The organism is Marinoscillum pacificum (assembly GCF_024714495.1).
GTDB lineage: Bacteria > Bacteroidota > Bacteroidia > Cytophagales > Cyclobacteriaceae > Marinoscillum > Marinoscillum pacificum.
Map to the genome: position 1 here is coordinate 1,060,548 of NZ_JAMZMJ010000001.1, position 21,689 is coordinate 1,082,236.

General features: G+C 38.4%; 20 protein-coding genes. 13 read left to right on the top strand and 7 right to left on the bottom strand.

All coding sequences use genetic code 11. The annotated features are described in order from the left end of the window. Window positions 1-73 precede the first annotated feature (73 nt). From NXS00_RS04580 to NXS00_RS04610, 7 genes are all read left to right on the top strand, one after another. On the top strand, window positions 74-703 hold the full coding sequence (locus NXS00_RS04580) for a hypothetical protein (protein WP_258097934.1): 630 nt from the start codon (window positions 74-76) through the stop codon (window positions 701-703). Then, window positions 682-1,794: a serine hydrolase domain-containing protein gene (locus tag NXS00_RS04585; protein WP_258097935.1), complete on the top strand. Its 1,113-nt coding sequence runs from the start codon at window positions 682-684 to the stop codon at window positions 1,792-1,794. Before NXS00_RS04580 ends, NXS00_RS04585 begins: the two co-directional genes overlap by 22 nt. After that, window positions 1,791-2,351: an RNA polymerase sigma-70 factor gene (locus NXS00_RS04590; protein ID WP_258097936.1), complete on the top strand. Its 561-nt coding sequence runs from the start codon at window positions 1,791-1,793 to the stop codon at window positions 2,349-2,351. Before NXS00_RS04585 ends, NXS00_RS04590 begins: the two co-directional genes overlap by 4 nt. Window positions 2,352-2,402: 51 nt before the next feature. Further along, on the top strand, window positions 2,403-3,287 hold the full coding sequence (locus NXS00_RS04595) for a FecR family protein (RefSeq protein ID WP_258097937.1): 885 nt from the start codon (window positions 2,403-2,405) through the stop codon (window positions 3,285-3,287). 60 nt (window positions 3,288-3,347) lie between these two features. Further along, on the top strand, window positions 3,348-5,933 hold the full coding sequence (locus NXS00_RS04600; RefSeq protein ID WP_258097938.1) for a TonB-dependent receptor: 2,586 nt from the start codon (window positions 3,348-3,350) through the stop codon (window positions 5,931-5,933). A gap of 20 nt (window positions 5,934-5,953) precedes the next feature. After that, complete coding sequence (locus NXS00_RS04605; protein WP_258097939.1) at window positions 5,954-6,772, top strand: DUF4249 domain-containing protein; 819 nt, start codon at window positions 5,954-5,956, stop codon at window positions 6,770-6,772. A 140-nt stretch (window positions 6,773-6,912) separates the two neighbouring features. Next, window positions 6,913-7,128 carry a hypothetical protein gene (locus NXS00_RS04610; RefSeq protein WP_258097940.1) on the top strand — a complete coding sequence of 72 codons (216 nt, stop codon included), beginning with the start codon at window positions 6,913-6,915 and terminating at the stop codon, window positions 7,126-7,128. A 2-nt stretch (window positions 7,129-7,130) separates the two neighbouring features. Here the strand turns inward: NXS00_RS04610 and NXS00_RS04615 are convergent, their stop codons facing one another. Both NXS00_RS04615 and NXS00_RS04620 read right to left on the bottom strand, forming a co-directional pair. Further along, the gene (locus NXS00_RS04615) at window positions 7,131-9,956 is read right to left on the bottom strand and encodes an ATP-binding protein (RefSeq protein ID WP_258097941.1); all 2,826 of its coding nucleotides are present in this window, start codon (window positions 9,954-9,956) and stop codon (window positions 7,131-7,133) included. A 101-nt stretch (window positions 9,957-10,057) separates the two neighbouring features. Beyond that, complete coding sequence (locus NXS00_RS04620) at window positions 10,058-12,016, bottom strand: acetoacetate--CoA ligase (RefSeq protein ID WP_258097942.1); 1,959 nt, start codon at window positions 12,014-12,016, stop codon at window positions 10,058-10,060. 154 nt (window positions 12,017-12,170) lie between these two features. On the opposite strand from NXS00_RS04620, the gene NXS00_RS04625 reads away from it, so the two are divergent. Next, window positions 12,171-12,677, top strand: a complete 507-nt coding sequence (locus tag NXS00_RS04625; protein WP_258097943.1) for a DUF4494 domain-containing protein — start codon at window positions 12,171-12,173, stop codon at window positions 12,675-12,677. On the opposite strand, the gene NXS00_RS04630 is transcribed toward NXS00_RS04625, so the two are convergent. The 3 genes from NXS00_RS04630 to NXS00_RS04640 form a co-directional block, all read right to left on the bottom strand. Beyond that, complete coding sequence (locus NXS00_RS04630; RefSeq protein ID WP_258097944.1) at window positions 12,666-12,917, bottom strand: hypothetical protein; 252 nt, start codon at window positions 12,915-12,917, stop codon at window positions 12,666-12,668. The genes NXS00_RS04625 and NXS00_RS04630 overlap by 12 nt on opposite strands. Window positions 12,918-12,948: 31 nt before the next feature. Then, entirely contained in the window at window positions 12,949-13,761 is an 813-nt protein-coding gene (locus NXS00_RS04635; protein ID WP_258097945.1) for a hypothetical protein, read from the bottom strand. 62 nt (window positions 13,762-13,823) lie between these two features. Continuing rightward, window positions 13,824-14,876, bottom strand: a complete 1,053-nt coding sequence (locus NXS00_RS04640) for a formylglycine-generating enzyme family protein (protein WP_258097946.1) — start codon at window positions 14,874-14,876, stop codon at window positions 13,824-13,826. 255 nt (window positions 14,877-15,131) lie between these two features. Here NXS00_RS04640 and NXS00_RS04645 point away from each other — a divergent pair, with 255 nt between their 5' ends. The 3 genes from NXS00_RS04645 to NXS00_RS04655 all read left to right on the top strand — a co-directional run bounded on the left by NXS00_RS04645 (window position 15,132) and on the right by NXS00_RS04655 (window position 17,684). Further along, complete coding sequence (locus NXS00_RS04645; protein ID WP_258097947.1) at window positions 15,132-15,590, top strand: hypothetical protein; 459 nt, start codon at window positions 15,132-15,134, stop codon at window positions 15,588-15,590. Window positions 15,591-15,736: 146 nt separating this feature from the next. Next, window positions 15,737-15,973: a hypothetical protein gene (locus NXS00_RS04650; protein WP_258097948.1), complete on the top strand. Its 237-nt coding sequence runs from the start codon at window positions 15,737-15,739 to the stop codon at window positions 15,971-15,973. A 229-nt stretch (window positions 15,974-16,202) separates the two neighbouring features. Then, window positions 16,203-17,684, top strand: a complete 1,482-nt coding sequence (locus NXS00_RS04655; RefSeq protein ID WP_258097949.1) for a hypothetical protein — start codon at window positions 16,203-16,205, stop codon at window positions 17,682-17,684. A gap of 65 nt (window positions 17,685-17,749) precedes the next feature. Here NXS00_RS04655 and NXS00_RS04660 read toward each other — a convergent pair whose 3' ends face one another. Together NXS00_RS04660 and NXS00_RS04665 are read right to left on the bottom strand one after the other, a co-directional pair. Next, entirely contained in the window at window positions 17,750-18,163 is a 414-nt protein-coding gene (locus tag NXS00_RS04660) for a SiaC family regulatory phosphoprotein (protein WP_258097950.1), read from the bottom strand. Between the two features lie 30 nt (window positions 18,164-18,193). Then, window positions 18,194-18,670, bottom strand: coding sequence for a hypothetical protein (locus tag NXS00_RS04665; RefSeq protein ID WP_258097951.1), 477 nt, complete (start codon window positions 18,668-18,670; stop codon window positions 18,194-18,196). 342 nt (window positions 18,671-19,012) lie between these two features. Between NXS00_RS04665 and NXS00_RS04670 the strand changes: the two genes are divergently transcribed. Both NXS00_RS04670 and NXS00_RS04675 read left to right on the top strand, forming a co-directional pair. After that, entirely contained in the window at window positions 19,013-20,794 is a 1,782-nt protein-coding gene (locus NXS00_RS04670; protein WP_258097952.1) for a sodium:solute symporter family protein, read from the top strand. Between the two features lie 85 nt (window positions 20,795-20,879). Further along, window positions 20,880-21,650 carry a DNA/RNA non-specific endonuclease gene (locus tag NXS00_RS04675; RefSeq protein ID WP_258097953.1) on the top strand — a complete coding sequence of 257 codons (771 nt, stop codon included), beginning with the start codon at window positions 20,880-20,882 and terminating at the stop codon, window positions 21,648-21,650. Window positions 21,651-21,689 lie beyond the last annotated feature (39 nt).

A 21,689-nucleotide genomic window follows, 5' to 3' on the forward strand; every position in this document is an offset into this window, starting at 1 on the left:
CACATCAATGACTCAAGCAAATTAATAAGGTTGCATGTGCCATGAAAAATTTCTTATACACTAAGTTTACTTTATGAAAAAACTCATTTTGTGGCTTTTCTTGAGCACTGCCTTTACACTTGCATATGGCCAGGAGGTTGCTTTGGACTCAGTTACAATCCAACCACATGATTCATTATTAGTAGAGAAAGATCCTTTAATCAAATTTGAATCCGGTGTTTTTCTCGAGACAGGATTTCAAATGATTCCTATCAAAACCAATTACGGCCCAACCTCTCAGTTGTTTATTGGATTGCAATACAAAAATCTTTTTGGTGGCTTTGGAGTTTACAATTATCAGGGTGACTATCAAACCACAGTCATTTTCCCCAACAATTTCAACCTGGCATATAAATATGGTGCCGCTAGACTAGGATTGAGAGCCTACGATTCTAAGTATTTTGAAATCAATGCTCAAATTCAATATGGTAAAGGAGACGCTGTTTGGATCAGAGAATCAAACGATGAAAAATTCATACGCAGCAAATTTGACATTATTGAACCTCAAGTAATGGTTTTATACACCCCAATTGAACAAGTAAAGCTATTTACAACGTTAGGCTATAAGAGCATGCAAAATTTAGACATTGTGCATCTCAGCAATAAAGATTTTAGTGGTATCACCTTTGGATTTGGAATCAGATGCGGTATTTATCAGCAGTAATTTTACTCATTACACTTTGCACTTCATGCTATGTAAGTGAAGAACTTCCAGCCGATCAAAGAGCCTGGGAATATGACTTCCCATCAAATGTAGGTTTGAACAATTCTGCATTATACACTTTGGACAATCAAATCGACAGCAGAAATTACGCTGAGATTAATGGATTAATCATCATCAAAGATGACAAACTAGTTTTTGAGAACTATTACAATGGCCATACTCGCTCTTCCTTACACCCAGTTGGTCGTGCGACCACAGGAGTTGCTGCTTTGGTGCTTGGACTTATGATTGAACAAGGTCTTATTGCCAACCTTGACATCCCGATTTCAAACTATTTACCTGAATATCAAAATATTTTTGACACTAATCCGTCTAAGAAAAATATCACCTTTAGACACCTGCTTAGCAACCAAATGGGGGTTTCATGGAACGAGTATACAGTAAATACGGAGCGCGCTGAAAGTGACTTTTATCAAATGAAGTTACAAAGTGACTGGGCAGCATATGTATTATCACAAAACCAAGAAGCTCCTCCAGGATTAAGACTCGTTCTTAACAGCGGATCCAGCATGCTGCTTTCTAAAATTTTCGAAAGCATTCTGATTGATATCACATTAGAGGAATTTATAGATCAGGAAGTTTTCAAGCCTCTAAATATCGTTAATTATGAATGGAGCTATGACCCATCTGGAACTTTAGACCTCTGTACAGGATTATCTATCTCAACCCTTGATTTTACCAGATTAGGATATTTGATGCTAAACGAAGGCAGATGGACCGACAAGAGAAGAGTTATTAATAGAGATTGGATTCTTGATTGCACAATAGCACAAACTCCATTTCTTGAAGATTTGGATTTTGGGTATTTCTGGTGGGTATTTTCTGATCAATTCAACTCGATATATACGAATAACAATGAAGCATTCTGGATTACGGGTTATAGAGGAGAAAGTATTTATGTTGTGCCAGAGGAAAAATTGGTTATTACGGTAATGGCTAATAATCCCTACAGCAATATCGTGTACAATCAATCCATGAATGTATACTTAAAAATAATTGACGCCCTTAACTTCAGTGAACAAGATTCATGAAACAAGATGATGACAATGCTCTTTTCTTGAAGGTGCGTGAGGGTGACCTATCCTCCTATGAGAAAATATTCAAGACGCATTATGGCGCTATGTCCAGATATGCGATGAGCATTGTCAGAGATCAGACGATTGGTGAAGAAATAGCTCAGGAAGTACTCATGTACATTTGGGAGAAAAGAGCTCAAATCAATTTGACTGGGTCCTTAAAATCTTACCTTTTTTCATCTGTCAAAAACAAATGCATTAATTACATCAAACTTGAATTACCCAAGCTCCAGTCCACAACAGATCTGGATCAGGTAAGAGCTTATTCATCTACTGGGATGACAATTGATGATACCGAATTAATGAAGAAGAAAATCCAATTCGCAATTGACCAACTTCCAGAAAAATGCAAAAATATTTTCATCCTTAGTCGATACGGAGGATTGACCTACAATGAAATTGCCGAAGAGCTTGAAATCTCCGTTAAAACAGTAGAAAACCAGGTAAGTATTGCTCTGAAAAAACTAAAAGAAAGTCTGAGTGAAGAACTAAAAGAGTATCGAATAAAATAATTTTATAACGATATTAGGGGTATCCAAAATAATGATTGCCTTTTAAACGACATGACCTCAAAATGGTTTGACAAATATTGCCAAAAACACTACTCAGAGAGTAAAAAAACCTCAGATGATGAGGAGTTTGAGCTATTCTATGAGCTAAGTGAGTATGATGCTCCGGTTGACACAATTGCTGCATGGGCCAAGGTTTGTAATAAAATACAGCCAACAAAAAACTCCTTCTGGAGTCTTTGGAAAGTGGCTGCCGCAATAATTCTCATATCTTCATTAAGTGTCATTGGATATTTAAAATATTCACCAACAGATATTGCTCAAAGAGAGCTGGCTTCTAAGGATGCTATCTCCAAATATGAGCTTCCTGATGGAACAAGATTGACACTAAGCAGAAATTCATCTGTCGCTCTCACAGAAGAGGACTTTTTAGGTGAAAGAAATCTACAATTAGAAGGAAAGGCTTATTTTAATGTAACTAAAGGGAGTCCATTTACTATCTCCACTAAAAATGGTGATGTAAAAGTGTTAGGTACAAGTTTTGATGTGGATGCTCGAGATGGTCAATTAATCGTTAAAGTATATTCAGGTATAGTCCAAATCTCAAAAGGTGACAATTCCACAAAACTTCATAAAGGTGAAATTGGCATTATTGACAACACAGAATTAACAGTCTCGAATAATACAAATGTAAACAGTCAGTCGTGGAGGACGGGTGATTTTAAGTTTGACAACCAACCCCTAAAAGAAATCATTCCTCAACTAGAAGAATTCTACAATGTAGATATTAAGACTTCCAAAGCTATTAGAGAATGTAGAGTAACTGCAGAGTTTGATGGGGACTCACTAGCTGAAGTTATCAAAACACTGACTTCTGTCCTTAACATCAAGTCTAAGAAATCAGGCAATAAGATTTCCCTTTCAGGGAAAGGTTGCTAATAACACCATATTTTTACTTCAAGAACCAAACGAATTTCCACTAAATTCGTGAAGTGATTGATGCCGGCTAAACTAAGAAGGATACTTTTAGTAATTCTAATGGTTATCTCAAGCACCATTGGACATGCACAATCCACATCTATACATGTGGAACCAGGCACATATTCCCTGAACCAAATACTCAAAATATTAAAAAAAGAAGGCATTCAGCTAGCCTATAGTAGTGATCGTCTCCCCGACCTTACATTTTCCCTGCGTCAGGAATACAATGAGGTCCACAAGCTATTTGAGCAATTGAGCAAAGAAAGTGATCTACGTATTACTTTCAGAGGGAGTCAATACTTAATTACCTATCCAACTGGCGAAAACCTATCTATTAGAGGAGCCATATCAGATGCCACCTCAGGGGAGGTGCTTATTGGAGCTGCAGTATATGCAATGAACCTTGAATCGGGTGTCACTAGTAATAATTATGGATATTACTCACTTCAGTTACCAAAAGGAAAACATGTTCTGCGAACAAACTACATTGGTTATGAAACCCGAATAGATACGATTGATATCACCGATAGAAACCAGGTACGAAATATATCTTTAATACCGAAGACTGAAGTATTAAATGAGGTAATTGTATCTGCTTATGAGCCGGACTTAAATATAGAGAGCACCATCCCTGGTGTCAACACGATTAACCTGAATACCAGAGGTCAAATTCCTTATTTCCTAGGAGAAGTCGATGTATTACAAGGAGCAACTCTGCTACCAGGAATCAACACACTAGGAGAAGATGCAAATGGTCTGAGCGTGCGTGGAGGCAATGTAGATCAAAACCTTATACTTCTGGATGAATCCACTATTTATAACCCAAACCACTTATATGGTTTGATTTCTATTTTCAATCCAGAGGCAGTTAATAAAATCGAAATCATGAAGGGATTCATCCCAGCATCTTATGGAGGTAGATCCTCTTCTGTGATGACCATCCACCAAAAGGAAGGAGATTATGATTCCTATCACATCACTGGTGGTATTGGAATAGTTTCGGCTAGATTAATTGCTGAAGGACCAATCAAAAAAGACGTCAGCTCATTTATTATATCTTCCAGACAATCCTTATTTGACCTGACACTTGATGCTAATTCCACGAATTATTTTCAGGATTTCAATGCTAAAACCAATTGGAAGATCAACCCGAAAAACACCTTCTATTTATCAGGATATCTTGGAAATGACCGTAGCACCAATGTTTTTGAGACGGACCGGATATGGGGTAATCGAAATTTATCAATGAGATGGAATCACCTATTTGGCCAACGAGTATTTGCCAATTTTTCTGCCATTTATAGTCAGTATGATTATCGAATCACTCAACCCAGAGAGGCGGCGAGTTTCATCGGACAATCCAACATCATTGACTACACCATCAAAACAGACTGGGGGTTTGTACTCAATAATCATAATGAGTTTAACTTCGGAGGCAGCACTTCTCTGCACCGACTAATCCCTGGATCGCGAGTGCCCTATGATGAAAACTCATCTGCTGATACGGTCATTTTAAACAAAGAATACGGTTTAGAACAAGCAATATACCTATCTCATAAGGCTAATTATGATAAAGTAAAGATTGAATATGGGTTAAGAGTCTCCTCTCTATTTAATGTTGGACCAGCAGATGTATACATCTATGAGGATGGAAACCCGCGAGCAGATGAAAATATTGTTGATACGATAACCTACGAACCCTACAAGTTGGCCCACTCCTATTATGGTTTTGAGCCACGAGCATCCTTTGTCTATCAGTGGGCCAAAAACGTTAGCACTAAATTGAGTTTTACCAGGACTTATCAGTATTTGCATCTGATATCCAACACGGTAACTCCTACTCCTACGGATATATGGAAACTGAGTGATCAACACATTAAGCCTACAGAGTCCAATCATTACTCATTAGGCTTGTTTTACAATTTTGATGATAATAATTATGAAGCTTTTGTAGACGGTTATTATAAAACACTCAGCAATCTTGTAGAATATAAAAATGGAGCTGACTTACTGTTTAATGAAAACCCCGAAACAGAATTGGTCAGTGGAGACGGCAGAAACTATGGTATCGAATTTTTCTTAAAAAAGAATAAAGGAAAACTGACAGGTTGGACCAGTTATACACTCTCTCGCAGTGAGTTGCGGGTAGATGACCCATTCGAATCCATCAATAATGGACAGTTTTTCCCATCCAATTTTGACCGTAAACATGATATTTCAGTTGTTGGAGTTTATGAACTTACTAAAAGGCTCTTTACTTCCGTTTCCTTCAATTACAATTCAGGACGACCATATACCCGGCCTGTTGGAAAATATACTTATGAAGACATTCAGGTACCAAGATTTGAAAATCGAAATCAAGGCCGTTTACCCGCTTACCATCGAATGGATTTATCCATCAAATGGCACACAAAAAACATAAAACCAGATGGTACCCCAAAAAGATTCAATGACTATTGGACTGTAAACATTTACAACGTTTACGGTAAAAAGAATGTCTATTCGTATGTATTTGAGGAAAATGAAGATGGTGAAACACAAGTAACCCCTTACACTGTAATAGATACCATTATTCCATCATTAAGCTATCATTTCAAGTTTTGAGGAATCTTTATTGCTATATCGTGCTTGTATTACTGTTATGGTCTTGTCAAGACAACAACCTTGAACTTGATGACCAGGAACAACAAGTGGTTATTGAAGGTTGGTTATCTGATCTGGATACCATTCAATTTATTAAAATTAGTTTGTCTCAAAATTTCCTTGACAACTCTGGAAAATCCTATATCGAAGATGCAGGGGTAAAAATCCGAAGTAGTAATGGAGTCACAATTGACCTAATTCATTCCTCTAATGGGCTTTATAGCACTCAATCCACTTACTCTGGACAGGAAGGAATAAACTACTTTCTTGAAGTAAGACTGTCCGATGGTAGAATCATTCAATCTAGCACCCAGAAAATGGCTAGTGCTCCCTCACTGGACACGATTAACTTCGAATACTATGAGCGAGAATCTGCAACCAATGAAAACATCATAGAGCAAGTATTCTACCCAATCACCCAGATAAACGACAATGGTGAAGAAGAGAATTATTACCGGTTCAAAGTGTATAAAAACGATACTTTATTCAAAGAGAGTGAAAATATCCTATTGATCAATGACAAATTTTTCAATGGAAACTCCCCTTTCATTGAAAACGAATTCACAAGTTTTGAATTTTTTGAAAGCGATTCTATAGGACTCGAACTCCAGGAAATAACCTCTACTGGCTATAATTACTTACGGAATTTAAAAAATCAAACCACATCCTTAGGGTCCACCTCATTCATCACACCTGGGCCAATCAATGGCAATATGTTTTATCTAAATTCAGATGAAAAGGTCCTTGGTTATTGGGGCACCTGCTCCATCCAGACTAACGGTATAAAAATTATTCAATAAAATTTCAATTTCTTTTGGGGGTACATCAGCGATTAGTTGCCTTACTGGTGATATGTTCAAAAAATTAGCCGTTTTAATGATCACAATGCTTTTTGCCACGGTAGGCATGAAAGCTGCAAAAAGAGCCAAAACAGGCTCTAATGAAGAATTCATTTATTACTGAAATTGAGATGATGGTGAATAGAGAAAACAAAATATCTAAAGGTTTAGACAAGCTAATCAAAAGCAAGAGAAGCAACCATTTCCCGAATAGTCAGGACATTTTCGTAGGTGACCCTGCAGTTAGATCAAATTATTTTGATGCTTTCTACCAGGCTCAGCTAACCGAAATCGCTTATTCAGAGGCAAAGTTCTAAAACTAAGCCTCTTTAAGCACATCCGTTGGCTTCATGCCAAACTTCTTCTCATACTGCTTACTAAAGGCTGTCACATTTTTCAATCCTATGCTCTTGGCGGCCTCTGTAGCATTTTTCACCTTATTCTTTCTGATGAGATAGTCAGCGTATTTCATTCTGATCTCCGCAACATACTCGAATGGCGTCATTCCAGTTAATTTCTTAACTAATCGATAAACCTGACGCTCACTTGCTGCCATAGCACTCGCCAAATCAAATACAGATAAATTTTCATCATCAATTCGGTCCATGATGACTTGATCTAATTTTGATAAAATATCCTTTTCTACGGCATCCAGACTCGATTTATCAAACAATTTAGAGAAGGTTTCATTTAACTCTGACCCACTATAATTCCTTCTGGAAGCCAATAAATTATTAATCCTAAGCTTGAGCTCCTTCTTCTGGAATGGCTTCTGTAAGTAATCATTGATTCCTTGATAAAGTACTTTCTCTTGATCTTGTTCTGAGATACGAGCTGAAACAACCAAAACTGGAATCTTATTATAGTCATCATTAGCTTTTAGCGCCTCGATAAGCTCGAATCCGTCCATCCATGGCATCATCAAATCTGAGATGATTAAGGAAATGTCATTGTGCTTCAATAATTCCAATGCTTCGATACCATGGGCAGCTTCCACTATATGATAGTCATCTTCCAGGATCTGACGTATATGATACCTAATTTCAGGATGATCGTCCACAATCAATATACTCTCCTTGTCCTCTTCTTGCTTTGGAAGACTAATGCCCGCACTTTCTTCACGATCGATCTCGTCATACAAATGCTTTCGCTCAGACACATAACTGAATGTAGAACCGATGTTAGCATCTTCACCCATGGCATTCACCTTCGGGAAGGACATCTTAAAACTTGTCCCTAAACCAAGTGTGCTTTCTACAGCGATGGTTCCTCCATGAAGTTCTACCAATTCCTTAACTAGTGCCAAACCAATTCCTAAACCTTCCTTCGTTCGGTACTGATTATCTTTTGATTGATAGAAACGATCAAACACATACTCCAAACTCTCTTTAGGAATCCCTTCTCCAGAGTCAATGACATTGAGCAATACAGAGTCTCCATCATCATGGGTTTCAATGGTGATTTTATCACCTTTAGATGTATGCCTGATAGCATTTGATACCAGGTTATAGAAGATCTTTTCGAACTGTCTAGGGTCAATAAATACAGCAATATGCTCTTTAATATAGTTCTTACAACTAAGCTTAACGCCTTTATATTCGGCAGTACCTACGAACATCTCAGTGAGCATTTCCAAATATTTCCCAAATCGTACGACCTCTTGCTTAAGGTTAATTTTTCCTTCTTCCAGCTTGGTTAAGTCGTTGATTTCATCCGTTAAGTATAGTAAGTGCTTGCAGTTCTTATAGCCGGTATCGAGGTTCTTCATCGCGCCAGGAGTCAATACCACGTCTTCATCCTCACGTAGCATTTCCAGGTTGCCAATTATCAGACTTAATGGTGATCTAAGGTCATGCGATACATTGGCAAAAAATCGTGATTTAGCAGCATCCAGTTCCTTCAACTTGTTGGATTGTTTCTCAATAACTTCCTTGTCACGTTGAATTTTATCTTTTTGTCTGGAGATCTTATTGGACAAATTCTTTTTTAACAAATACGCTCGAACAGTTACCCCAATACCGATGATGAACAGTACAATTCCTAGTACTGTCAAAGTGATGATGATCTTTTGTCGATTGATAATTTCTTGATTTAGCTCAGCCTGTTTGCGTAGAAACTCATTTTCCGCTTCTTGTTGCTCCATCTCATACTGGCTCTTCATACGTTCAATTCGACGAATATTCTCTTCACTAAAGAGCTGCTGATTTAATTCACCATACCTAACGTTTGTATTATAAGCCTCTTCGAACTCGCTACCATTAGCATATATTTTGCTCAGATTTTCAAGAACATTCTTTTCTTCATATCGACTATTTACGTTTCTTGTAATATCAATTGCCTTGAATGCGTATTGTTTCGCCTTATTTAATTCATTTTTAGCTAGATACAATTCCGACATATTCTTGTAAACCACTGAAAGCATTCTGGGATTTGTATCTGGGTTAATTCGCTCCGCCAGGCTTAAATGATATCGCTCTGATTGTTTCAAGTTACCTTGCAACATGTAGGTCTCTGCTAGATCAATTTCCGCAGCCAAGGTGCCATACTCATCCCCTAGCTCCCCTCTTATATCAATAGCCTGCTTGTAGTAGAGTTCTGCCTGACCGTATTCTGAAATTCCTTTGTATGATCGTCCAAGATTCAGAAAACAATAGCCTACCATTCGATTATCAGCTAAAGATTGCGCTTGATCCAATGCCTGTATAAAGTACTTAATTGCACCTTGAAAATTCGTTTGGTATAAATAAAGGTTACCGAGATTAATTAATGAATATCCACGCTGTTCACCGTTTTCACGTTCTTCAGCTAACTTCAATGCCTCCAGATACTTCTCGAAGGCTTTCGAAAAATTGCTTAAATTTCTATACGCTACTCCGATGTAATTGATAGACTGAATTTCATCATCTAAAAAGCCATTTTCCCTGGAAATTCTCAAGGCTCTATTCGCAAAAAATAGTGAAGAGTCGGGTCTCACATCTCTATATTCCCATGCCAGAGCATTATTGATTGCTACTCGTTGTTTTAAATCACTTTCAGACAAACGTCTCAGCTCCAGATGCAGACTGTCGACTACTTGATTTTCTTCTGCATAAGCTGAACTTATGGCAAATATGGAAAAGACAAGTGCAAAAATGCGTATGTACATAGATAGCGTGCTAAGGTTGGGAATTTACTTTTTAAAAGTAATGAAATAGCCTTGATTAGAACCTTTGGTTCCTAATTTTTCTGTCACCACTGTCGATTATTCTATGTAGCTATTTGAAAGGACTCAAAGAAATCAAGTGACTCAGGGTTTCTCATTGCTCCAAGGTTAGCAGCAAGATTTTTAGGCCTCCCAAGAAGTATTCGTTTGACTGGCGCTTCCATTTTCTTACCGCTTATTGTGTAAGGAATGTCCTGAATTTCAACCACTTCATCTGGCACATGTCTTTTGGAAAAATCATTGGTCAATTGCTCCTGTATTCGCTTTTTAATTTCATCAGACAACTCAAAACCCTCCTCCATCACCACAAACAATGGCATATAGTGCCGTCCACCATCCAGTTCCAGGTTAACGATCAAACTGTCTTTGATTCCATTTACTTTATCTACAGACTGATAAATTTCCGCAGTACCAATTCGAATTCCGTGACGATTCAATGTGGCATCAGACCTTCCTTTTATAATCAACGTATTTCGCTCGGTAATCTCCAGCCAATCTCCATGTCTCCAAACAGTTGGGAACATCTCAAAATATGATTCCGTATATCGTTCTTTGTTTACATCTCCCCAAAAATATATCGGCATAGAAGGCATCGGTATAGTCACCACCATTTCGCCAACGTCACCTATCAATTCATTTCCTTCATCGTCATAAGAAGCCATCGCACAGCCCAATGCTCGTCGCTGTATCTCTCCTTCATATAATGGTTCTGTTGGACATCCGCCCACAAAAGCAGAACACACATCGGTACCTCCACTCATGGAGCACAACCAAATATCGCCTTTTACAAATTTATACACCCAGTCATATCCTTCTGAAGGCAAGGGTGATCCTGTGCTACTAATTGAACGCAAACTCGACAAGTCAAAATCCTTTCCAGGAGTAAGCCCCTTATTCATACAAGCCACAATAAATGGAGCACTTGTGCCAAAATGGTTGATTTTGAATGTTTCGGTCAAATGCCATAGGGTATTGATATCTGGATATGAGGGACTACCGTCATATAAAACTATCGTAGCTCCCGCCAATAAGGTGGCCTGAACAAAATTCCACATCATCCACCCTGTAGTGGTATACCAGAAGTAGCGCTCACCTTGCTTGACATCATTGTGAAAAGTCACATATTTCAAATGCTCCAACAATACCCCTCCTTGTGAATGGGTAATGGCTTTTGGTTGACCTGTGGTTCCAGAAGAATACAAAACCCAAATAGGATCAGAAAAATCTACCGGTGTAAAATGTAAATCCCCTTCAATCTGCATTATTTCCTCCCATACAGAAGCATAATCGACAAATGAGACTCTATGCAATACAGGAATTTGCACCACGGCAGTAACGGAATCCAATTCAGCCAGAATTTGATGCACTTCCTCCACTCTATCATGAGCTTTGCCCTGATAATGATAGCCATCTACGGTGATAAGAACTTTTGGAGCAATTTGTTTAAAGCGATCTACGACACTGCTTGCCCCAAAATCTGGAGAGCAACTTGACCAAACAGCCCCGATAGAACAAGTAGCCAAAAAACCAACTACAGCTTCTGGGATGTTAGGAATGTAAGCAACTACACGATCTCCTTTTTGTACTCCCTGGCTGAGCAAGTAAGCTTGAAATGAAGCTACCTGCTGACGAAGCGCTTTCCAACTAATTTCTTTGGCCCCTCCACTTTCGTGTTGGAAAATGATCGCTGGATCTTCAGAATTTGCAAACCTGAACGAGTGCTCAGCATAATTCAACTTACTTCCACTAAACCAATTGGTATGTGGCATTGGTAAATCGTCATGAATAATTTCTGGGTCACCATAATCAATTACCTGGAAGTATTCATAAATACTTTTCCAAAATGCTTTCGTATCATCGCATGACCATTTCCACAACGCATCGTAATCATCAAAAGAAAGGCCATAATTGGTTTTCAACCAGTTGCTATAAGCCGTCAGGTTGCTGTTGTCTATGAATTGTTGGTCTGGCTGCCACAATACTCTGGGAATTGCTTGGGTCATTGGGGTATGGGGTTAATTTATTTAGAAACAAGTCTCTTACAATTTGTTCCCATAAAAAAATTGTAGCAAGATTTTCTCGATAAATTTTCACATCAAAACAGGACATCTATCTTTGCAGCCTTCAACTTTTTTGGATCATAAAAAAAGAACAAAAATGAAAATCTGGTATACCTGTAAAATAAAACACAACAAGGAATTAGAAGATGGAATGGTTAAGCAGGTGACAGACACATTTTTGCTTGATGCCGTATCTTATACTGATGCTGAGTCTAGAGTTTACGAAATATGTGAGCGAGACATACGCGGAGAATTCACTGTTACTCAAATCACAAAAACGAATATCGCTGAGGTAATCAACCACGAAGATTCTGAAAAGTGGTTTAAGAGCAAGGTAGTTTATGCTACGGTAGACGGTGATAGCGATAAGGAAGTGAAAATCAACACTTACATACTTGTGAGTGCGGAAACAGCAAAACAAGCGTATGAACGAATAGAAGAGCATTTAAACAGCATGTTGGTACCGTATGATATTCCTGCTATTTCGTTAACCAACATCCTCGAAGTATTCCCATACGACCCTGAAGGGCAGATCCCTTCAAATCTAAAGCCATTGAATGAAGTAAAGCACGATGACTCTGATATCGACGAATCAGAATCTTAATTTACGCTCCCAATATTCTGCTTCATTCTGAGAAGAAATCCTTTGTTGAACGTCTTCATCCTTAAGTAAAGGATGAGTCGTTCCTTTGGAGGTGAAATGCCACTGACCACAGTCTTCACATTGATATACATTGATTGGACCTGACTCTGATCTATAGTTATTGCGTCCTCGAATATCCACCAGCGCATCTACCGCCATGGACTCAGTATCATAAGATCTCTTACCAGTTACGCACTTCATGTTTTTTAAACCAGCTGATTTATCAGAATGTTCACTCTTGCAAAAAATGATGCCTTGTAAAAATGTTCCCAGGAGTAATTCGGTAATCTATCTCGCCTTGCTCTGTGTAATGAACAATACGCATGTCATCAAAGCCAAAAATGTAGATATTCATTTCTACGTTCATTTCCAGGTCATGAGTAAATAACTTCTTCATCATCCCCCATGACTTCATGATTTCTCTCTTTTCTTCCTTGCTCATCAAGTGGGTGTTGAGCGAAATACTATTGGTAGAAATATAACTTTCATGAAGCTTCACTTCCACCTCGGCGGTTTTTTGCTTTTGCTCTGCCATCACCTGATCAAACATATGTTTAGTGATCATATTATGATTCAGGTCAGACAAAACAGCTGACTTAACAGAATCGTCTTTGAGATCGTGATAGTAGTACTTTTCATTGAGAAACTCATCACTCACTTCAACTACTGAAAACAATAAGGTATCATAAATCATCAATGGATATATATCCACAGGAACCAGGAGCATCGTATAATTTTGATGTTCTGTAAAATGCTTCACAAAAACATCAATATCACGACCTATACTAACATCCTTTCTTTTTAACTGGATTGAATCGTGAGGAATATCATGGCCTTTCTCTAATAAGTAATTCAAGAAAACCTTCGACTCGGAAAATTTATGAACGATACTCTCAATCTCTTCAAGATGATTTTCGATGATATAGGCTTCCATAGACTCTCCTACTTCAATTACATCCTGAGTTGTCCCAAAACGCTGCTGGGCACAAAGGACATGCAACCCTATAAGAAGTAGGACATAAATTATTGCGGTGCGGAATAACATGAAAGCCTGCAAAGTCTAGTGCAATCACAAAAATAGTTTTATTTCGAACAACTCAAAATATTCTATTTTTCAACATCACGAACACATCTAAACCCCGTGTGATTAAACCCTGAATCTTTAGAAGAACTCATTCTGCGAGCTACTCTATATCCACTACAATAGCTGTCGTTACATAGAAAAGAACCACCACGGATGACGTGCTTTGGCGTGTAAGGTTCACGAGGATCGTAGTACTGCCCAGAACCAGTAGGATTCTCAGCTATCTCACCAGAAGAAGCATACTGTTCATAAGCATTAAAATCATACTTATCCTGACACCATTCCCAGACATTTCCAGCCATATCATACAGTCCATACCCATTTTTAGGATATGACTTGACAGGAGCAGTAGATTCGTACCCGTCCAAAGCATAGTTCTGATATGGAAACTTACCTTGCCAGAAGTTCGCTTTATCAGAAGCACTTTCAATAGCTTCATTGCCCCAGGGATACTTCACATCTTCTCTTCCACCCATAGAAGCCCATTCCCATTCAGCTTCTGTAGGCAGTCTCTTTCCGGCCCATTTAGCATATGCCTGAGCATCCTCCCACGCTACATGTACCACCGGATGACTCATTTTCGACTCTATACTAGATTCAGGCCCATCTGGATGTTTCCAATCAGCACCTATGGTCCAAGTCCACCATTGACTGTAGTTATTTAAGTCCACAGGCTCATTTGTTTGAGTAAATACCAGCGAACCAGCTTTTAACAGAGAATCGTTTGGTTTTGGAGTTTCTGGCGGAACCTGTTTCTTAATTTCCTCCCAGTCAATATCTCGTTCAGCAACTGTTATATACCCAGTAGCATTCACAAAGTCGGCGAATTGCGCATTGGTAACTTCCGTTTCGTCCATGTAAAACGAAGAAACTTTTACAGTATGTCTTGGTAATTCATCCTGATAAGCTTGATCTGTTTTACCACCCATCACAAACTCTCCTGAAGGTATGAATACCATCCCCTTTATAATTGAAGAAGAATTGACTTTTTCCTGGTAATTATCATTTTTTGACGAACAGGAAGCAATTAATAAGCTAGTAAGAATAGAAGCTGAAAATATCCAATTATTTCGCATGCCTCAAACTTACATATTCCAGACATACTTAATTCAAGGTATAAAACCAGATGATTCCGTACATCAAAATAGGTATTTTCACTTTTTCAGATAGAATTCAATTATTTATTCTTTCAGATATCTCAGAATAGTATTACTTTGCACTCAACAGGATACTTAATCTATTCTCACGCTGTTATTCAGCATTCGCCTTAGTAGTTAGATAAGTGATCAGGTTAATAAAAACTGAAAGACTACTAAAACTATTAACTAACAATGAAGATTTTAAAAAATTTAGCCCTAGCGTTTCTTGTATCATTTGCTGTTGTTCTAGTATCATGTGGAGATAAAGGTGGAGATGACCCACAAACCGCAAAAGAGATCTTATTGGAAGATTTACAAGGATCATGGTCTCTTGATGCAGGTGCTTCATTACTAGCCAACCTTGACATCAACACAGATGGAATTGGTGCAACTTTTACTGAAACTGGATTCACTTTATCAGGTGCTATCACTTCTTATGTAGAAAATGGAACTTATACTATCTCTGATGCTGGAGCAATCAGCTCTGTAGAGGTAACTGTGAAACCAACTGATTTAGCATTGGACGGTACTGCAGATGTTTCTATCAATTCTACAAATGATGTAATCACAGTTGAATTTTCAACGAAACTTGCAGACGGAAGAATTGATGGTCTAGGTGATTTCAAACTTGTATTTAACAAAGCAAGCTAAAACCTGAATATAAAAGATATTCCGAAGCCTCCCATCGTGGAGGCTTTTTTGTTGCAATGATTTTTATCAATGTAGAGGCTGACAAATATCAGTAGTCTATCAATGATTTTTCATGAAATTCATGGTAGAAATAATATTACCACATCATGAACAGCACACACCTCCTGAAAGAAACCACCCCAATTAACGTATCTTGTGACACATGTACTGAAGAAATAACCACAGGGATGACCTATATCGCCAATCTCGAAACTGTCACCATCCACTGTGAAACATGTGCCGATCGATTGGGTTTAACCCAGGCAAGTAAATCCCAGGACGAAATCAATAACATTTTGAATAATCGAGTAAAAAACCTCATTCACAAGGCCTATGCTTATTAAACTCTAACCAAACAGAATGAAACGGAGCTGTGGATTCATAGCTCCGTTTTTTTTCATCTCATTTGCTAACTCAGTACTGGCCCGGACACTATCTATTACAATACATTACTCAATTTTTCTAAAAAAATCCCCACTACAATCTTATTGTTTTCTGTCTCGTCAATTCGATTGACAGCAACTTCCTGTTTATTTGTGACTGGTAAATTCATTTCAATAAAACAATAGCTCTTTGTCATCCAAAATCACTTCTGAGAACCTGAATAAGTTAATAATTCCTAATCCATTCGCAATTGCTATAGATGATCTTGGCTGGATGAAAGGACACAATGAAGGGCATGATGGATTTGGACCATACAGAACTGGTTTAAATAGGAATATGACTCTAAATGACTATAAGGCTGTTGTCGATATTGCTCAACAAGTTGGTGTACGCTTACAAGGGTTGTTCATTCTTGGTGAATTAGACAGAGATAACTTCCTCAAAAACCACCCTTCCACAACTCAGCTCCAAAAAAATTGGGACAACTCTGAAAATATTTCAGATCTCCAACTCAGAATTATGGACTTTGTTAAAAACAACAGCAGTCACCTCGAACTGGGCCTGCATGGCATTGGTCATGAACATTGGACCAATGAAGGCAAACGAAAACGAGCAGAATGGTATAACAGAGAAGACAAACAACCTTGGCCTGAAGAAATTATTAGAACTCACCTAACATGCTTTAAGCAAATACTTGCTCAGTATGGAATATCAGAAGACATGAGTCACTCTTTTCCTGAAAGTTTCGTGCCATGTGCCTATAGCTATTATTGGAACCCAAAAGGTGATTATAGCCTCGGAACCGTTCTTAGCGAATATGGAGTTCGTTTTGCAAACACTGACTTTACAAAAATTCCAGAATGGAATCCTCCGTCAGATGCAAATGGAGGAGACTTTGATCATGGTGTTCATGTTTTGAATAGATTCAATTATGGAAATGCCTGGCATGCTGCTGGAGAGCTACCTACTACCCCACTAGAAGAGCAAACTACTGACTTTATAGAGACACACTGGCCAAATCTTCTTTTTAACGACAAAGAAGGTCAGGAAGAGGTCTCTAGAAAATGGACTAACTATTTCAGAACCGTTCAATCAAGCGAGAGTAGATACTGCGCCAAAAATACCGCTCAATTACACTCTCAATGGCTGTACAATAAATACACAAAAGTTACCAAAGCTCAGGATGGTTATATTATTGACAATACCGCGATGATTGATCGTGTTTATCAAGGATATGCTTTGGTCAATCTTGTTCTTAAAATCAAACTAGCTTCCAACCAACACATATCTTCAGCTTCTTTAAATGAAGAACCCATTTCAGCCTACTTTGAAGATCAAGGATATGGATTTCTATATTTACCACCTTTGCTACAGAAGAAGTATATTCTAAAAATTGAACTTGGAAGTCAACTTATTAAAGAAACCATTTGGCATGATACGACTTCTAACATTTTAGAAGTAACTCATAAAGAGGAAGAAACCAAGGTTGATATCTGCTGGTATGGCGATCAACAACTAACCATGTTAACAACTAAAGAACCAATAGAAATAGAATCCAACAATCCCGGCATTAAGATCAAAGGCTGGTTTCAAGAAGAGGACAGGATCATTATTCGTCTTATAGCTCATGACATTCAAGGAGAAACAGGCTCTATAAAAATCAAATATTGAAATAAAAAAACAGCCGACCACTTACGTGGCCGGCCATATCACCATGAAACTATATACTAAAACACTTACTTTATTTTGATCTTCAGATCAAATAGCTCAGCAAAGTCCCTTGCTGTGTCTATCATATCTTCTTCCGAATTATACACATCCCATTGGATGGCTACAAGGTGACCTGCATTCTGTGCATCTAGCAAACTTCTGAACAGGTCAAACAATACTTTGGCTGTCGAGGTATTGAACGTCTTGAAGTTCAAGTGCAATACACCCGTATTCATTTGTTTGATTTTTTGTTTGAAATCCTTCAACACTTTGCCATAGAATAACTCTATGATATCTCTTGTTGAGGTTCCTTTTATCATTAGGTAGTTGCTGCTTCGGTCATACTTCACATAGGGAGTAGTCAACGTTAGCTCGATGATCGCTTCAATTGTACTTGCGAAAATCGCTGGACTCAAGGAATAGTTTATTGCGCTTATCATCGTCTTATCAATTTTAATTTTTACTACTGATTAATTAGAAGCTAACACTCCGCCTTTGCTTCCAGCATTCAATCGGATGGTAATCACACCTTGCACTGTAGGTCTCATGGCACGTACGCCAAGTCCTGCACCTACTTTTACCTGTTTGATTGGTGATACGCTCGTCAGCAAACTTGGAGTAATGGTGAAGTTCTCTCCGTTGCTTACTCCTGTTCTTACATTGAAGCCTAAATCAAAGAATTGTCCTGAAACGACCGGATAGGTAAAATAGGCTCCGTAAAATTCTTTTTCGCAGTTCCAGGGAGTGGATTCTTCTGTTAACATACCGTCTACTGCCTTTTGGAAAAAGCCTCCAATTTCAATTCCTGATTTGGTATTGAAACCTAGAGCTGATCCTACTTTTGGACCAACTTCTGTTTGCTCAATGTAGCTTTTAAGAGATAAGCCCTGTCCGAATGCGATTGTTGTTATTACTACTAGTGCGAATGTTGTGAATATAGTTTTCATGGTCTCTTTGTGTTTTAATTACAAATCAAAGCTGCCACTTTAACTACCTGAAAACGAGAGCGAAACACTGAATTCAAAAAACGCGAGACAGCCTCAAAACAAATGAGGGATACGGCCAGGGACATTACGCATCTATCACACTAAGTACTTCTCGTAGAGACACGAGATTTACGCGCATATCCCCTTCAAACATCCTCCAAATCAACTTTTTGACAAGCTTATTTAGTTTTACAGCTGACTGAATTAATTATCTATTAACAACAGAATTTTCTTAATAGACAGGTCAACACTGTTATTCTTTACATTATTTTAGGCTTCATTATTCTCGCAAAACAGCAAAACATGGTATTGAACGCCCTCGATTGGTCCTTTGTGATCGGATTTTTCATCATTTCATTAGGTATCGGAATTTGGACAGCCAAGTCAGGCAACAAGGACGCTGACGATTATTTCACTGCAAGTGGCAAAATGCCCTGGTGGCTACTAGGTGTGTCCATGGTAGCAACTACCTTCTCTACCGATACTCCCAATCTCGTTACCGATATCATTCGCCAAAATGGTGTTTCTGGAAACTGGGCATGGTGGGCTTTCCTATTAACAGGCATGTTGACAGTATTTGTATATGCCAGACTATGGAAGAAATCCGGTGTAGTCACCGATGTAGAATTCTACGAACTAAGATATAGCGGTAAAATCGCTCGATTCTTACGTGGTTTTAGAGCGATCTATTTGGGCTTACTATTCAATGTGATGATAATGGCTACCGTTTCTTTGGCTGCCATTAAAATCGGAGGTGTACTTTTAGGACTCACACCAATTCAAACTGTTCTTATCGCGGGAACAATAACAGTGGTTTACAGCTCACTTGGAGGACTGAAGGGCGTTCTGATTACAGACTTCATCCAATTCTTCTTGTCTATAACAGGAGCATTCATTGCGGCATACGTGGCCTTGCAACACCCAAAAGTTGGAGGATTGAGCAATTTGCTAAAACATGAGAATGTAGTTGACAAGTTAGATCTATTCCCATCTCCATCTGATCCAGAAATCTTCCTCATGATCTTTTTGATCCCATTATTAGTTCAATGGTGGTCTGTTTGGTATCCTGGAGCAGAACCTGGTGGTGGTGGATACATTGCTCAACGCATGTTTGCCGCCAAAAACGAAGATCATTCCATTAAATCGGTTCTATTCTTTAATGCAGCACATTACGCCTTAAGACCATGGCCATGGATCATTGTAGCCTTGTGCTCATTGGTTGTATTCCCAGATCTGGACAGCTTTAGAACAGCATTCCCAGACTCAGAAAGTATTATTAATCATGACCTGGGCTATCCAGCCATGCTAACTTTTATACCTTCAGGTTTATTAGGCATCGTAGTTACTTCCCTTATAGCCGCCTATATGTCTACTATTTCAACTCACCTCAATTGGGGAGCATCATATATTGTCAATGACTTTTATAAGCGATTTGCCAAGCCAGATGCGACTCAGAAAGAGATGCTTAATGTAGGAAGAATCGTTACGGTTATCCTGATGATTCTCACCATGATCTTCGCGCTGCTTTTAGACAATGCACTAGGTGCCTTCCAAATCTTATTGCAAATAGGTGCTGGAACAGGATTAATTTTCATACTGAGATGGTTCTGGTGGCGTGTAAATGCTGCCAGTGAACTAACCGCAATGATAGTAAGCTTTGCAATTGCCATTTATTTTGGACTGATTCATCAAAAACTTGGTTTTGCCCCACTAGCTGACTGGGAGCAATTAGTAATTGGCGTTGCAATCACCACTGTAGCATGGGTTCTAGTAAGTTTCGTAACTACTCAGACCAGCATGGAGACCATGGTCAAATTTATTAATCAAGTAAATCCAGGTGGACCAGGTTGGAAATCTATTGTCGCCAAAGCTAAGTCGGAAGGGTACGAACTAACTGCAAAAACTGAGTCATGGAAAGTACCAGTTGGTATTCTTTGCATGATAGCAGGTACTGTGGGCATTTACTCGTTCCTTATGGGTACGGGCTTGTTCATCTATGGAGAAACTCTAAACGCCTGTCTTTTAATGGCATTAGCAATAGTTTCTGTAATCGTACTAACGAAGCTATGGCAAAAAGTCAAATAATCTATCAGTCAATAACTTACATTGATACTTTGATTTAATAAATCACTTGACATAAAACGGTATTTTTCAGATTTTTAAAATAAAAATGAAAAAATCAGTCCTCCTAATCTGCTTTTGTATTTCAATAATCACATATGCTCAAGATTTTGATCATAGCCCTGTTGGGTTAGAAGGAGAAATTGAATCCTATGCCCAATTCAAACTCAATTACTCTGAGACACATGAACAACCACTCTGGGTAGCTTATTACCTGACTCAAACCGAATTAGGGTTGCCAGGCAGAGATCGTGCCTCCAGATTTATTACGGACACTAATATCAGCACAGGTTCGGCTACCCACGATGACTATACCAACACCGGGTATGATAGAGGACATTTATCTCGTGCTGAATTCAATAAACAAACCGAACAGTCTTATGAAGAATCTTTCCATATGTCCAATATAAGCCCGCAGATTGGAGCCAATTTTAACCGAACTGGTGGAGACTGGTATAATCTAGAAGAATTAGAAATGGATATTGCTTATGGATTAGATGGACTCTATTCCGTTACCGGCCCAATATTCAAAGACAATCTGGACGTGATTGGTGATGAAGTTGCTATTGTGGTACCTGGATATTTTTATAAAGCCTTCCTCTCCCCTGACAAAAAAGAAGCAATTGCTTTTGTACTACGTCATGACAATATCGATGACAACTCTCTTTGGGAGGCTGTAGTCACCATTAATGAATTGGAGGTTTTAACTGGAATGAACTTCTTCGGAAGACTTGACAACAAAGACGAAAAAAGTTTAGAAAGCCAATATAATTTATCCTATTGGCAAAATGCAGCTCAGATTGGAGCTGAGGAGAGATAGTTAATTTCTCATCTGAGGTATAGTAAAAAACAATTAAAG

What these genes read in the sequence shown, in the direction of transcription:
- NXS00_RS04670 (WP_258097952.1), top strand. Translation starts at nt 19,013, where the DNA reads ATGGTATTGAACGCCCTCGATTGGTCCTTTGTGATCGGATTTTTCATC.
- NXS00_RS04645 (WP_258097947.1), top strand. Translation starts at nt 15,132, where the DNA reads ATGAAGATTTTAAAAAATTTAGCCCTAGCGTTTCTTGTATCATTTGCT.
- NXS00_RS04590 (WP_258097936.1), top strand. Translation starts at nt 1,791, where the DNA reads ATGAAACAAGATGATGACAATGCTCTTTTCTTGAAGGTGCGTGAGGGT.
- NXS00_RS04675 (WP_258097953.1), top strand. Translation starts at nt 20,880, where the DNA reads ATGAAAAAATCAGTCCTCCTAATCTGCTTTTGTATTTCAATAATCACA.
- NXS00_RS04660 (WP_258097950.1), bottom strand. Translation starts at nt 18,163, where the DNA reads ATGATAAGCGCAATAAACTATTCCTTGAGTCCAGCGATTTTCGCAAGT.
- NXS00_RS04580 (WP_258097934.1), top strand. Translation starts at nt 74, where the DNA reads ATGAAAAAACTCATTTTGTGGCTTTTCTTGAGCACTGCCTTTACACTT.
- NXS00_RS04620 (WP_258097942.1), bottom strand. Translation starts at nt 12,016, where the DNA reads ATGACCCAAGCAATTCCCAGAGTATTGTGGCAGCCAGACCAACAATTC.
- NXS00_RS04625 (WP_258097943.1), top strand. Translation starts at nt 12,171, where the DNA reads ATGAAAATCTGGTATACCTGTAAAATAAAACACAACAAGGAATTAGAA.
- NXS00_RS04585 (WP_258097935.1), top strand. Translation starts at nt 682, where the DNA reads ATGCGGTATTTATCAGCAGTAATTTTACTCATTACACTTTGCACTTCA.
- NXS00_RS04595 (WP_258097937.1), top strand. Translation starts at nt 2,403, where the DNA reads ATGACCTCAAAATGGTTTGACAAATATTGCCAAAAACACTACTCAGAG.
- NXS00_RS04650 (WP_258097948.1), top strand. Translation starts at nt 15,737, where the DNA reads ATGAACAGCACACACCTCCTGAAAGAAACCACCCCAATTAACGTATCT.
- NXS00_RS04600 (WP_258097938.1), top strand. Translation starts at nt 3,348, where the DNA reads ATGCCGGCTAAACTAAGAAGGATACTTTTAGTAATTCTAATGGTTATC.
- NXS00_RS04635 (WP_258097945.1), bottom strand. Translation starts at nt 13,761, where the DNA reads ATGTTATTCCGCACCGCAATAATTTATGTCCTACTTCTTATAGGGTTG.
- NXS00_RS04640 (WP_258097946.1), bottom strand. Translation starts at nt 14,876, where the DNA reads ATGCGAAATAATTGGATATTTTCAGCTTCTATTCTTACTAGCTTATTA.
- NXS00_RS04665 (WP_258097951.1), bottom strand. Translation starts at nt 18,670, where the DNA reads ATGAAAACTATATTCACAACATTCGCACTAGTAGTAATAACAACAATC.
- NXS00_RS04610 (WP_258097940.1), top strand. Translation starts at nt 6,913, where the DNA reads ATGAAGAATTCATTTATTACTGAAATTGAGATGATGGTGAATAGAGAA.
- NXS00_RS04615 (WP_258097941.1), bottom strand. Translation starts at nt 9,956, where the DNA reads ATGTACATACGCATTTTTGCACTTGTCTTTTCCATATTTGCCATAAGT.
- NXS00_RS04630 (WP_258097944.1), bottom strand. Translation starts at nt 12,917, where the DNA reads ATGAAGTGCGTAACTGGTAAGAGATCTTATGATACTGAGTCCATGGCG.